Origin of the sequence: Pseudomonas sp. DR208, assembly GCF_019823005.1 — a bacterium.
Taxonomy (GTDB): Bacteria; Pseudomonadota; Gammaproteobacteria; order Pseudomonadales; family Pseudomonadaceae; genus Aquipseudomonas; species Aquipseudomonas extremorientalis.
In genome coordinates this window covers 2,616,240-2,629,825 of sequence record NZ_CP081944.1, presented here as the reverse complement: position 1 = coordinate 2,629,825, position 13,586 = coordinate 2,616,240, and the positions used below count along the sequence as shown (strand labels likewise).

Sequence of the window (13,586 nt, the reverse complement as noted above, 5' to 3'; positions counted from 1 at the left end):
AACGATAGCCCCCTGTTATGATTCATTTCATGCGAGCCTTCAAACACCCTCCCCTGCAAGACCTCACCCTTGAGCGCGTGCTATACGCCCTGAGTGATCCGGTGCGCCTGGAAATCGTGCGCTGCCTGGCCGGCGTGCCAGAGGCTACCTGCGGCGAACTGGACGGTGGGCGACCGAAGTCGAGCATGTCCCATCACTTTCGGGTGTTGCGCGATGCCGGGTTGGTGCAGACCCGCAGCGTGGGCACCACTCATCTGAATGCGTTGCGTGCGGACGATCTTGAAGGCCGCTTTCCCGGCTTGCTTGCGAGCATTCTGGCCCAGCACTGAGGCCCGTCTGTCCGTTTCATCTGGAAGCGGTCACTGGCTCGCCATCCAGATACACACAGTCCTTGCCATTGTGCTTGGCGGCATACAGGTTGCGGTCGGCGCATTTGAGTACCACTGACATATCGGCACCCACCGAGAAATGCGTCATACCCGCGCTGCACGTGTAGTGATGGGGCGGCGGGACACTGCCACGGATCGCTTGCAGCAGCCGCACGGCAAAATCAGTGGCCGCCCCAGGGTCATCTCCCACCAGCAACACGCCGAACTCCTCTCCCCCGATCCTGCCGAAGCTGTCGCTGCCCGGCGTGGCTTTCAGGCAGTGCGCCATCGCACAGAGAATCTTGTCACCGACATCATGGCCAAACTGGTCGTTTTTCAACTTGAAGCTATCAATATCCAGCATCATGAAATAGCCGCACTGCCCCTCGGCGATCACCTTGGCGAAACGTTCGATAAAGGCCCTGCGGTTCAGGATGGAGGTCAAGTAATCCGTTTCTGCCAGTTCCCGGAACTCACTCTCGACCAGCAACACAGAGCGCAGGTTCTTCACGTAGGAATAATTCAGGATAAAGCCGATCGACACCGACGCCAGGCAGAACATCACCAGGTAAACCTCAACCCCGGCGTAGATCGACATATGAACAGCTGGCCACAGCATCGACCAGATCAATGCAGCGCCTATCAAGAAATCCTGGACTGCGATAAAGAGCAAGGCACTGCTCAGCACCAGAATCACCGCCAGCGGTAGAGCAAATACCTGCAACGTCTGATCGGTCTGCATCACCAACGCAAAGCCGCCGGCCAACACCGCCATATAGACCACACCGAACGCCCGCCAGGCCAGGAAATTGGTCAACCGCCGGTGAAATCGACACAACGCTGTCAAACAGACTGTAATGAGCACGGTGTACCACCCGAACTCCAGCACCGGATCCACCAAGAGCACCCACCACCAGGCAATCAGGCCTATCCATTCCGCCTGGGCAACAGCGGGCGACAATAACCTCTGCATCCTTGGCCTGAGCTTTAAGTCAGCCGGCATCTCAACACTCCCTGCGCATAAGTTGCCTATATTTTGCTGGCTTGGCCCAATTCGATACTTTGCAGGGTGATTGCAAATGAATACGCCATGAAACGGCGCACCAACTTTACAAAGGGCGGCAATACTTCCAACTGCGTCTTGGAATGCACTTTAAAGCAACCTTTTTCAACACCCTCCTGAACCAGACGAATCACATGGGTCTTGGACACTGAAAGTCGCGTCGCCAGTGAAAGATAAGAAGACGTCCTGAAACTTGCGCCCTGACAGTCCAAGGAACAGGCATCGTTATAAATCGCCAACATCAGCATATGTCCGGCATCGCGGTTAACCAGCCAGTCACATTCCGGCAGCAATACATCGATGGTCAGCTTATTTGAAAGAAGGGTGGCAAAACCTTTGAAATAAAGTGCCAGGAAGGCTCGGTCGTCCAACTCACTCATCCGCTGGACCTGCGCTTCACTGGGGCACATTGGTCCCAGCGGCTGCACCACGGAATTGAGCATCGACCTGACTTCATGGCAGGCCTGCGTCGATGGGCTGAACACTCGGAAACGGCTGTCGTCAGGGTGGCCGGCGACCTTCATGAACCCCAGTGCCCGGAACAGCAGGAAGATCGACTCCAGGCTGTTCCTGGAACAGAAGCCGCGAGCCACGCAGAACGCTTTCACGTCGGACAACAACGGCGCGGGCTTGGAGAAATATTCACTCAGCAGCGTGAAAGACACCATCAAACGGTTGAACTTCAGCGCTGTCTTGTAGAAAAACGGTCGTTTTGAATAGGGACCCAGCAGAATGGCGTAGTGCGCGCGAATACTGCATTCAAATTCCCCGTGACGTTCCAACACCTGCGCGGAATGATCCAACGCCCACTTCAACGAACTGACGCACATGAGAAAGAGCCCTGATCAACCTACTGGAATTCACTGATCGATGGCGCAGCACTTCTGCAACCAGGTCTCACAACAACTCACGTCGTAAACACCACCAGTGATGGCGTTTTGCCTCGAGCGCAATGTATCGCGATTAACCCGACAGACATCATCGCTACCAAAATTGTTCCAAAACGTATTGGCGTCCCTAAAACAACCCACTCATACACGCCCATGACAGCTGCGGTGCTTCGCTGCTTTTAAATATATCCAAGCGTTGTGATGAAACTGTTCAATCGACCTGTTCGCCGATGCCATTGAATCCTGGCGGCACTGGAAGAACTGCGACGACTCTCACGGGAACCGGTGAGCGCCACTTAAACGATTCAGGCCCTGGGGCGAACCTTTCACCGCGACCCGCGTCCGAGCTAAGGCACCGTTGCCTGCCACTCACCGCGAGGTCCCCCGTTTGAAAGCCGCCATCCTCAAAAAGTACCGCCTGATCATCAAGACCATGGGCTACGTTGGCTGGGCGCTGTTCTGGCTGCTGCTGTGGGACGTCGCCGTCACCGTGGACTTCATGTTGTTTCTCACCTACAAGATCAATCTGCCGCTGATGCCCCTGACCCTGCTGGGTTCGGCGCTGGTGGTGCTGATCAGTTTCCGTAACAGCAGCGCCTACAACCGCTGGTGGGAAGCCCGCACACTGTGGGGCGCGATGGTCAACAACTCGCGCAGTTTTGCCCGTCAGGTGCTGACCCTGCTGGACGACCCCGACGACGAAGTGAACCCGGTCAAGGCCACCCTGCTGCGTCGTCATGTGGCCTATGTGAATTGCCTGGCCGCGCACCTCAAGGGCCAGCCGTGCCCCGAAGAAGTCCGCGCGTTTATCCCTGGTGACGAGTTTGCGCGCAACGGCGCCACCAACAACTTTGCCAACGATATCCTTACCGGCTCGGCGGCGTTATTGGCCCGGGAGTACAAGGTCGGTCACCTCGACAGCATCCGTCTGGCGCGGCTGGAGTCGACCCTGGTGGACCTGTCCAACGCTCAGGGCGGCATGGAGCGGATCGCCAACACCCCGCTGCCCTACCCTTACGTGTATTTCCCGCGGCTGTTTATCTCGCTGTTCTGCCTGATCGTGCCGGTGGGCCTGGTGGAGTCCCTGGGTTGGTTCACCCCGCTGGCCTCGACGGTGGTGGGGTTCATGCTGCTGGCCATCGAGCGCATCGGCACCGACCTGCAAAGCCCCTTCAACTCCAGCGAACACCAGATCCAGATGGACACCATCTGCGAAACCATCGAAAAAAACCTGCAGTCGATGCAGCGTGATGCGCTGGGTGGCGAGCGCATCGGTTAAACCCTCCCTCAGCCCTCAAGTGCGTGCCCGCGCAGTCGATATACAGGGTACGCATGGGCCACACCCCTTAAAACAACACATGCGACGCTCGACGCTACTGTTTTCTCCTTGCCAAAATTATAAATACCCGCGGGTGAAGTCATGAATATCAAGCAAAAGCTGACCTGGGCGTTTGCCGCCATCGCGTGCGTCCCGGTTATTTTGGTCGCTGTATTGGTTGTACTGAATCTGCGCGAGGGGGCCCAGGCCAATTTCCTCGACAGCAGCGGCCGCGAGATCCGCCAGATCGACAATGGCATGAAGCAGTTCTTCGACGGCATCAGCCAGAACGTCGAGTATGTGGCCAAGGACCCGCGCGTTGTCGCGGCCAAGGACCTCAAGAGCTACGCCGGCGCCGATGCCGCGCAAATCCCCCTCACGCCCACCAACACAGCGCTGCTGGAGATTTTCGACCAGTTCGCCAAGAGCCATCCGAGCACCGCCTACCTGTCCCTGGGCCTCGCCGACGGCGGTTACGCCAGCTGGCCCGACGACACCAAGCTGAACAACTACGACCCGCGCGTACGCCCCTGGTACCAGGCCGCCATCGCCGCGCCGGGTAAAACCGTGCGCACCGGGGCCTACTATTGGGCGCCGGACGACGTGACGCTGATCGGCACCGTGCACACCGTCACCGACGCCGCCGGCAAGATCCTCGGCGTGGTTGGCCTGGACGTGTCGCTCAAGCAGCTCACCGAGTTGGTGCGCAACATCAAGCTCGGCGACAGCGGCTACCTGATGCTGGTGGAAGGCAACGGCAACGTGCTGGTAGACCCCAGCGACGCCAAGCACAATTTCAAGCCCCTGGCCGATCTGGGCCCCAACTACGCCGAGCTGGCCAAGCGCGGCGACGGTGTGAGCCAGATCGATATCGATGGCGTGGCCTACATGGCCAACATGGTCAGCTCCAAAGACCTGGGCTGGCGCTTTATCGGCCTGATCAAACGCGACGAAGTAATGGCCGGCGCGACCCGCCTTACCTGGTTGATCGCGGCGATTGCCGCCGCGCTGGCCGTGGTCTTCGCGATTGTCGGCGCCAGTTTCGCCAGCGTGATCGTACGTCCGATTCGCGGCGTGGCCGACGGCCTGCAAGAGATCGCCGAAGGTGAAGGCGACCTGACCCGCCAGCTCAAGGTGCAAGGCAAGGACGAAACCGCCAGCCTGGCTGGCTGGTTCAACCAGTTCCTGAGCATGATCGCCCAGTTGGTACAGCGCATCGGCAACGCCTCGTCCGACCTGCAAACCGCCGCCGCCGACACCAGCGAAGTCGCGCACAACATGAACCAGGCCGCCGGTCGCCAGCGTGAAGCGGTGGAACTGGTCAGCACCGCGTTCAACGAGATGGTGGCCACCGCCAACGAAGTCGCGCGCTCCTGCAGTGCCGCCGCCACCAGTGCCGACGAAGGCTACCGCGATGTGCACGACGGCCAGCAGCACATCGGCGAAGCCACCGGCAGCGTGCTTCAGCTCAGCGAAGACCTGCAACGCTCGACCCAGACCATGCAGCAGTTGGAGCAGGACAGCAAAAACATCAACACCATCCTCGACACCATCCGCTCGATTGCCGAACAGACCAACCTGCTGGCGCTCAACGCGGCCATCGAGGCCGCCCGTGCCGGTGACCAGGGCCGTGGCTTTGCGGTGGTCGCCGACGAAGTCCGCGCCCTCGCCCGTCGCACCGCCGACTCCACCGGCGAGATCGACAGCCTGCTCGGCAACCTCGCCCGTCGCACCCAGGAAGTGACCCAGCAGATGCAAGGCAGCCTGCTGGTGTCCCACACCAGCGTGGAGCGCATCCAGCAGGCCCGCGACAGCTTCGACAAGATCCGTGGCTCGGTGGACTCGATCCGCGACCAGAACACCCAGATCGCCACCGCCGCCGAAGAACAGCACCAGGTGGCCGAAGAGATCAACCGGCACATCGCGCAGATCCATGCCGATGCGCAACTGGTCGAGGGGTTTGCCCATTCGGCGCAGACCGGGTCGGGTCGGCTGACGGATATTTCGGGTCAGCTCAAAGGGTTGGTGGGACGCTTCAAGTTCTGATCCATCCTCCGCAGGGGCCGGCTTGCCGGCTCCACAGGATCGGTCACCCCACCTGAAGCTCCGTGGAGCGCCCGGTGGCCTTGAAGAACACCAACACGACAATCCCCAGCGCAAGCCAGCACGTGCCGCCGACCTTGGCATAGATATCAGAGTTGACCAGCACATAGCTGATGATCACAAAGCCGATCAATGGCACCAGCCCATGCACCAACCGACGACCGGCGCCGCGGTAGTGCCAGGCCACGGCGACATGAAGCAGCAGGAACGCACTCAGCGCACCAAAGTTGCACATCGACGCCAGCAGGTTGATCTGCCCCACGAAGAACAAGCCCAGCACCAGGCTCAAGCCCGCGACCAACAAGGTGGCGCGCTGCGGCACGCCGGTGACCGGGTGCACCTGGCTGAGAAACTGCGGCAGTTGGCGATCGCGGGCCATGGCAAACAGCAGGCGCGAGGTGGCGGCCTGGGCCACCAAGGAATTGGCGATGGCGGCGCCGATGGCCACGGCCAGGGCGATCACCACTTGCAACCACGGGCCTGCCACCAGGCGGCCGATTTCGTAGAACGCGTTGTTCGACGCATCGGCATCCGGGTACTGCACCAGGTTGGGCTGCAACAGCGCGGCCAACCAGGTTTGCACCATGAACAATGCCGCTACCAGGGTCAGTGCCCACAAGGTCGCACGCCCCACCGCCCGGCTACCGCCACGGGTCTCCTCCGACAGCGTGGAGATCGCATCGAAGCCCAGGAACGACAGGACCGCCACCGACAATGCGCTGAAGATCAGCGGCAGGGAAAACTCAGCCGGGTTGTACAGTGGCTTCAGGGTCCAACTGGCACCATTCACGCCGTTGCTGATCGCGATACTGGCCAGCACCACAAACACCACCAGCACCACCAGCTGCCCATAAAGGAACAAGCGATTGGCGCGCGCAGTGGTCTGGATACCGCGCAGGTTCACCAGAGTGTTCAGTACCACGAAAAACACGATCCACAATGGCTGAGGCACCGAGGGGATCACATTGGCCATGGCATTGGCACCGATCACATACAGCAACGTCGGCACCAGCAGGTAATCGAGCAGGATCGCCCAGCCCGCAAGAAACCCCAGCTGGCTGTTCAGCCCACGCCCCACATAGGCATACACCGAACCGGCGACCGGAAACGCATGGGACATCTGCTGGTAGCTGATCGCGGTGAACAGCATGGCGACGAAGCCGATCAGGTACGTCAGCGGCACCATGCCGTGGCTGGCGTCGAACACCCCGCCAAAGATGGAGAATGGCGCCAGCGGCACCATGAACACCATGCCGTAGATCAGCAGGTCGCCCAGGCTCAGCTGGCGCTTGAGTTGTTGGGTATATCCGAAACGCGCAAGCTCCGCGCTGTCACCGGGGGTGGAAGGATCGATCATGATGACGCTCCGCAAGGGTTGGACAGAAGCTTCACTCTAGGGCGTTACAGGCCGGCAGCTGTATCCTGAAAAATACTAGGTTTTGGCCTTGGCAGATTGTTTGCTTGGAAAACCGCGCAACCCAACGCCCGGAGGCGCCATGCACACCGACCTGATGCGATTCAGCGAGCAACTCGCCCACACCACGACGCTGGACGCGTGCCTGGCCGAGGTTCAGGCCGCCACCGACCAACTGGGTTTCAAGACGCTGATCTACGATTACGCCCCCGTGCCGGTGAGCCACGAGGGGGCGCTGATCACACCGTCGGTGTTCAAGACCCTGAATGCCCCGACCGACATGCACACGTTGTGGTGTGAGCGCGGCTATTACCAGATCGACCCGGTGCAGCAATGCGCAGCCCGCCGGACCACGCCATTTGTCTGGTCATTCAGCGCGGACACGCACTGGAACGGCGCCCTCACCGACGCCCATCGCCCGGTGGCTCACTATATTCGCGACTATGGCTTGAGCACCGGACTGACCGTGCCGCTGCACTTGCCCGATGGCGGCTTTGCCACACTGACCGCCATTGTCGACGGCACGCCCGACGGCGCCGAACGACAAGCCCAGCACAACCTGGGCGAGATGCTGGTACTGGCCCATGCCTTCCAGTCCAGAGCCAGCGAGTTGCTGGCGCCGGCCGAACGCTGCTGCACCCACATCCACCTCACCCGCCGCGAACGCGAGTGCCTGCAACATTCGGCCAAGGGGCTTACGGCCAAGGGCATTGCCGCCACCCTCAACCGGTCCCAGGCCACGGTCAACCTGCACCTGGTGGGTGCCGCGCGCAAACTGGGCGCGCGCAACCGCGTGGAAGCGGTGGTCCGTGGCCTGCATTACCGGCTGGTGGAGATCTGAGAACCTATAACTTTTGCCAGTGCCCCTGACGGCACGCTTTGACTAGCCTGTACCTCATTGATCCCCAGGAGGTACACAGCATGCAGGTTCGCGAAGGTTATGCCGAGTTCAGTGGGCACCGGACATGGTTCCGGGTCACGGGCGATCCGGACTCGGGGCGCCTGCCCCTGATCGTTGCCCACGGCGGCCCCGGTTGCACCCACGACTACGTCGACAGTTTCAAGGACCTGGCCGCCACCGGTCGGGCGGTGGTGCACTACGACCAGATCGGCAATGGCCGCTCGACCCATCTGCCGGATGCGCCCCGCGAATACTGGGTGGTGGACCTGTTTCTCGCCGAACTGAACAACCTGATCGCTCACCTGGGTATCCGTGATTACGCGCTGCTCGGCCAATCCTGGGGCGGCATTCTGGGGGCCGAGCATGCGGTACGCCAGCCGGTCGGCCTCAAGGCACTGATCATCGCCAACTCGCCGGCGTCCATGGCGCTGTGGTCCGAGGCCGCGAATGAGCTACGCCAGGCACTCCCTGCGGATGTGCAGGCAACGCTGCAACGCCACGAAGCAGCAGGCACCACCTCCAGCGCCGAGTACCGCGCAGCATCGGACGTGTTCTATGCGCGCCATGTATGCCGCATCCAGCCGATGCCCGCCGAAGTGGAGCGCACCTTCGCTGCCATCGATGCGGACCCCACGGTCTACCACGCCATGAACGGCCCCACCGAATTCCACGTGATCGGCAGCATGCGCGATTGGACGATCATTGATCGCTTGCCTCGCATCCAGGTGCCGACGCTGTTGATTTCCGGTCGCTACGACGAAGCCACCCCCGCAACGGTGCAGCCATTCGCCGACGGAATCGCCAACGTGCAGTGGCAGATATTCGAGGCGTCCAGTCATATGCCCCACGTGGAAGAACGAGAAGCGTGCATGGCCTGTGTGGCGGCATTTCTGGAACAGCAACCGAGCTAGCATGCCGGGTCAAGCCGTGGGCCGTGCGGGGGTGCTCTCACCCGCGCGCGCGGCTGATCCGCCAACTCGCCAACTGATAAAGCCCCAGTAAACCGCCCGCCAGCAGCAGTGTCCATTGCACACTCAGCGCCGCCGCCAACAAGCCTGCAAGTAACCCGCCGATGGCTTCAAAGCCGAAGCGCATGGCGATATAGAACGCGATCACCCTGCCCCGCAACGCTTCGGGCGCGGCGCTTTGTAGAGTCATGTTGCTGCTGACATTGCTCGCCGTGATGCCAAAGCCCAACCCAGCCAGCGCAACCAGCGTGAGCCACAGCGGTGGGTCGGCCGCCACCGCGCATAACGAAACCGCACAGACCACCGCGCCCATGGCGATGATGCGGCCCAATCGCGAGGTGCTGCCAGCGAAAGCGAGAAAGATCGTGGCCACAAAAGCCCCCGCGCCCGCAGCGCCCCATAGCCAGCCCAGGGTCTGCGCGTCGCCGCTGAACGTGTGCTTGGCCAGAATCGGCAGCAGCACCGTGTAGCAGGAGGCGAGCAGATTCACCATCACCACACTGATCAGCAAGCGCCGGATGGACAGTGTGCCCCACAGGTAGCGCAGGCCTTCGCGGAAAATCTCCCCGGTCGACCCCTTTGCCCGCACGGGCGCACGACTCTGCACCTTGCCCAGCCCGATCAGCAACATACCGAAGGCGATAGCGGTGAGAAGGAAGCAACCGGCCTCACCGCTCCAGTTGATCAGCAAACCGGCCAGCGGTGGGCCGATAAAGCGCGCGGCGTTGATCAGCATTGCATTGAGCACGAGGGCATTGGGCAGGTCGTTGGGGTCATCGACGAAGCTGGCGATCAAGGCCTGGCGCAGAGGCGTTTCCAGGGCGTTGAGCAAACCCAGCAGAAGCGCCATGGCGATGATCACCTCACGGCCCATCCACTGCTGCCAGGTCAGCACGGCCAGGGCCAGCGATTGCAGGGCCAGGGCGGCCTGCACCGCCATCAACAGGCGACGCTTGTCGTGGCGGTCGGACCAGGCGCCCGCCAGCGGCCCGACCAACAGCTGCGGCAACAGCGTCAAAAACGCAATGGCCCCCAGCAGTACGGCCGAGCCCGTCAGGTGGTAGGCCAGCCATGACAGCGCGACCTGTTGCACCCACTTGCCCAGGGTCGAGAGACCCTGACCGACAAAGTAGATCTGGAAATTGCGATGGCGCAGCGCGCGGATGGGCGTGGGCCATCGGGAGGTAGACGCAGGATTCAAATAAACTCACAGCCCTTTTGTTTCAGGGATTCAAGGACCCAGGAGCGGTCGTTTTCGCCCAGTGCAATCTGTTCCAACTGCTTCTGTTCGGCGGCATGTTTGGCACTGGCGCGATCATACACCTCACCGACCTGCTCAAACGGCACGCAGAGCAATCCATCTTCATCACCGATCACCAGATCGCCGGGTTCGATCACCATACCGGCCAGGGCAATCGGCACATTCACCTCGCCAGGTCCGTCCTTGTAAGGGCCGCGATGGGTGATACCGGCGGCGAACACCGGGAAATCCCCGGTGCCGATGCTGGCTGCGTCGCGAATCGCGCCGTTGATCACAATACCCGCCACACCTTTCTTGATCGCGTACGCCACCATCATCTCGCCAATCAGCGCATTACTCAGGTCACCGCCGGCATCCACCACGATCACGTCGCCGGGCTCGGCGATGTCCAGCGCGTGATGCAGCATCAGGTTATCCCCCGGCCGCGCCTTTACGGTGAGCGCCGGCCCGACCAATACGCCCGTGCGATGCATCGGTTGCAGGCTTGCGCCGCCGGCGGTAAGGCGGTGCATGGAGTCGCTGATATTGGCGACAGGCACGCTCCGGTAACGCTCGACCCACTCAACGGCGACCTTGCGTTGCTGCTTGAGCACTCTGAATCCGATGGACATGGGGTATTCCTCTGATGATTTTTGTTTGTTTTGAAACACCATTTCGAAATTAACACCACAAATTCAAATCAACAAGACTCAAGCCCAACCCAGGCATCAAATGACCAGCGGTACCACTCCTGAAAAACCAGCACAAAACCCTATCTGGCAAGGTTGGGTACTGTATTTGGCCGATTTTGAAGCGACGATAAAAAAATTATTTATTGCAACGCCGTTTCATTATGATAATTTCCAGTCACTACCGCACACCGACAAAAACACCAAGGTGCACAGAAATGACCCGAACCCTCCTGCTGACCGGCCCGGAATTGACCGCCGACGCCATGACCCACGCCGCCTCCCACGGCGTGCGCGTCATCCCTACCACCCCCTACGCACCGGCCGATGAACTCATCGCGATCATTGCCCGCGAACAACCGGACGCAATCATCGTGCGCCAGGGCCAACTGACCCGGGAGATGATCAACGCATCGGCCGCACTGAAGATCATCGCCAAGCACGGCGTCGGCTACGACAGCATCGACATCGCCGCCGCCGCCGAACGTCAGATCCCGGTAACTATCGCCCTGGGCGCCAACGCGCAATCGGTGGCCGAACACGCCTTGGCATTGATGTTCAGCGTGGCGCGCCAGACCGCCCTGCTCGACGCACGGATGCGTGACGGGCATTGGGACAAAGCCACTTCAGTGGGCATCGAACTGTCCGGCAAGACCCTGGGCCTGGTGGGCCTGGGAAGCATCGGACGGATCCTGATGGAACTGGTGGCGCCGCTGCGCATGACCATCAAGGTGTTCGACCCGTACTTGCCGGAACTGCCGAATGTGGAGCGCGTCGACGACATTGATGACCTGCTGACAAGCTGCGATATCATCAGCCTGCATTGCCCACTGACCGAACATAACCGCAACCTGTTTGGCGCGGCGCAGTTCAAGCGCATGCGCCCCGGCAGCCTCCTGATCAATACGGCGCGCGGTGAACTGATCGACACCGAAGCCTTGGTCCACGCCCTGAGCACCGGGCAGATTGCCGGCGCCGGACTCGACACGTTCAACCCCGAACCCCCTCCCGCCGATTCGGCGCTATGGGGCCTGCCTACCCTGGTAGCCACACCGCATGTGGGGGCCAATACCGCCGAAGCGCGGGACCGAGTGGGCCTGCTGGCCCTGCAACAAATCATCGATTTCTGGGACGGCATCGCGCCGCCGCCGCGTGCTGTGGTCAACCGCCACCTCTACGCACACTGACATCTCCCGCCGGTTACATGCGGGCTCATCACGCATCTCCAAAAAAAACAATACGGGAGAGAGTCATGCCTATCAGTTCTACCGACATCAGCGCCATCGAGCGCTCAACCATGCGCAAGGTGGCGTGGCGACTGCTGCCGTTCCTGATCCTTTGCTACCTGCTGGCGATCATCGACCGCGGCAACATCGGCATGGCCTCGCTGCAAATGAACCAGGACCTGGGGCTGACCCCGGCGATCTTCGGCTTTGCCAGCAGCCTGTTCTTTGTCTCGTACTTCCTGGTGGAAGTGCCGAGCAACCTGGCCTTGCAGCGCTTCGGCGCACGGGTGTGGATTGCGCGGATCATGATTACCTGGGGCCTGATTTCCGCCGGCACAGCGTTTGTCACCGGCGCCAACTCGCTGTATGTGATGCGCTTCCTGCTGGGCGCGGCCGAGGCAGGATTCTTCCCGGGCGTGCTGCTGTACCTCACTTACTGGCTGCCAGCGGCATACCGTGGGCGCATGGTCGCGATTTTCATGGTGGCGATTCCCGGCGCCAACTTCATCGGCTCACCACTGTCCGGCTTGTTGTTGAGCCTGGACGGCTGGTTCGGCATGCGTGGCTGGCACTGGCTGTTCATCATCGAAGGCATTCCCGCTGTACTGCTGGGCATCGCCTGCCTGTTCGTGCTGACTGATCGCCCGGAACAAGCCAAATGGCTGAACCACGAGCAGCGCCACTGGCTCACTGGCCGCCTCGACGAAGAGCGCAACCGCAAGACCGCCATCGGGCATATCTCACTGTGGAAACTGCTGCGCCACAAGCACATCTGGGTGCTGGCACTGATCTATTCCGGCGCATCGGCGGCCGGCAGCACAATGAGTGTATGGGCGCCGCAACTGCTCAAGACGTTTGGCCTGGACAACCTGGAAATCGGCATGGTCAACGCCATCCCCTACGGGCTCGCGTCCATCCTGATGATTGTGTGGGGCCGCAGCTCCGACAAGACCGGTGAACGCCGCTGGCATACCGCACTCACCCTGTTGCTGATCACCGGCGGGTTGCTGCTGGCGCTGGTGACCTCTTCGCTGGTCGCCACGGTGTTCATGCTGTCAATGGTGCTGATCGGTGCGTACTCCATGAAAGGACCGTTCTGGGCGCTGGTCTCGACCTGGCTTTCATCCTCCACCGCAGCCGCTGGCCTGGCCGCCGTAGGCGCGATGGCCAACCTGATAGGCGGCGGCATCATGGTCAACGTGTATGGAACCATTCATCACGCCACAGGCAGCTACGCCCTTGCATTGCTGCCGCTGGCGGCGCTATGTGCCGCCGGTGCGATCATGGTGTTGCTGATGGGGCGCAAGCAGATGAGCGAAACGGCGCAACTCAATAAACCTGCCAACGCGACCTGAAAAAGCGGGAGGGGCAGCACGATGATTCGACTGCCCTTCTCCCCACCGCTT

General features: G+C 61.2%; 11 protein-coding genes and 2 pseudogenes. 8 read left to right on the top strand and 5 right to left on the bottom strand.

Going from position 1 to position 13,586, the window contains the following annotated elements; genetic code table 11:
* Positions 1-29: 29 nt before the first annotated feature.
* Positions 30-329 (top strand): ArsR/SmtB family transcription factor, encoded by a 300-nt coding sequence (locus K5K89_RS11910; RefSeq protein WP_071491548.1) that lies wholly within the window; start codon positions 30-32, stop codon positions 327-329.
* Positions 330-345: 16 nt separating this feature from the next.
* Here the strand turns inward: K5K89_RS11910 and K5K89_RS11905 are convergent, their stop codons facing one another.
* Together K5K89_RS11905 and K5K89_RS11900 are read right to left on the bottom strand one after the other, a co-directional pair.
* Positions 346-1,371: a GGDEF domain-containing protein gene (locus K5K89_RS11905; RefSeq protein WP_222541466.1), complete on the bottom strand. Its 1,026-nt coding sequence runs from the start codon at positions 1,369-1,371 to the stop codon at positions 346-348.
* Between the two features lie 26 nt (positions 1,372-1,397).
* Positions 1,398-2,261, bottom strand: a complete 864-nt coding sequence (locus tag K5K89_RS11900) for a hypothetical protein (protein ID WP_222541465.1) — start codon at positions 2,259-2,261, stop codon at positions 1,398-1,400.
* A gap of 448 nt (positions 2,262-2,709) precedes the next feature.
* Here K5K89_RS11900 and K5K89_RS11895 point away from each other — a divergent pair, with 448 nt between their 5' ends.
* The 3 genes and pseudogenes from K5K89_RS11895 to K5K89_RS28965 form a co-directional block, all read left to right on the top strand.
* Complete coding sequence (locus K5K89_RS11895) at positions 2,710-3,600, top strand: bestrophin family protein (protein ID WP_092246044.1); 891 nt, start codon at positions 2,710-2,712, stop codon at positions 3,598-3,600.
* Positions 3,601-3,741: 141 nt separating this feature from the next.
* Positions 3,742-4,821 (top strand): annotated as a pseudogene (locus K5K89_RS28970) (cache domain-containing protein); the annotation flags it as partial.
* Positions 4,822-5,142: 321 nt separating this feature from the next.
* Positions 5,143-5,685: pseudogene (locus K5K89_RS28965) on the top strand (methyl-accepting chemotaxis protein); the annotation flags it as partial.
* A gap of 43 nt (positions 5,686-5,728) precedes the next feature.
* Here the strand turns inward: K5K89_RS28965 and K5K89_RS11885 are convergent.
* On the bottom strand, positions 5,729-7,099 hold the full coding sequence (locus K5K89_RS11885) for an APC family permease (protein WP_071491468.1): 1,371 nt from the start codon (positions 7,097-7,099) through the stop codon (positions 5,729-5,731).
* Between the two features lie 139 nt (positions 7,100-7,238).
* Between K5K89_RS11885 and K5K89_RS11880 the strand changes: the two genes are divergently transcribed.
* Positions 7,239-7,997, top strand: coding sequence for a helix-turn-helix transcriptional regulator (locus K5K89_RS11880; protein ID WP_071491469.1), 759 nt, complete (start codon positions 7,239-7,241; stop codon positions 7,995-7,997).
* Positions 7,998-8,077: 80 nt separating this feature from the next.
* Complete coding sequence (locus K5K89_RS11875) at positions 8,078-8,968, top strand: proline iminopeptidase-family hydrolase (protein WP_222541464.1); 891 nt, start codon at positions 8,078-8,080, stop codon at positions 8,966-8,968.
* Between the two features lie 37 nt (positions 8,969-9,005).
* Here the strand turns inward: K5K89_RS11875 and K5K89_RS11870 are convergent, their stop codons facing one another.
* Complete coding sequence (locus tag K5K89_RS11870) at positions 9,006-10,226, bottom strand: MFS transporter (protein ID WP_083351571.1); 1,221 nt, start codon at positions 10,224-10,226, stop codon at positions 9,006-9,008.
* Entirely contained in the window at positions 10,223-10,897 is a 675-nt protein-coding gene (locus K5K89_RS11865; RefSeq protein ID WP_071491471.1) for an RraA family protein, read from the bottom strand. Before K5K89_RS11865 ends, K5K89_RS11870 begins: the two co-directional genes overlap by 4 nt.
* A 275-nt stretch (positions 10,898-11,172) precedes the next feature.
* Here K5K89_RS11865 and K5K89_RS11860 point away from each other — a divergent pair, with 275 nt between their 5' ends.
* Complete coding sequence (locus K5K89_RS11860; RefSeq protein ID WP_071491472.1) at positions 11,173-12,141, top strand: hydroxyacid dehydrogenase; 969 nt, start codon at positions 11,173-11,175, stop codon at positions 12,139-12,141.
* Positions 12,142-12,206: 65 nt separating this feature from the next.
* Positions 12,207-13,535: an MFS transporter gene (locus K5K89_RS11855; protein WP_093127986.1), complete on the top strand. Its 1,329-nt coding sequence runs from the start codon at positions 12,207-12,209 to the stop codon at positions 13,533-13,535.
* Positions 13,536-13,586: the final 51 nt, after the last annotated feature.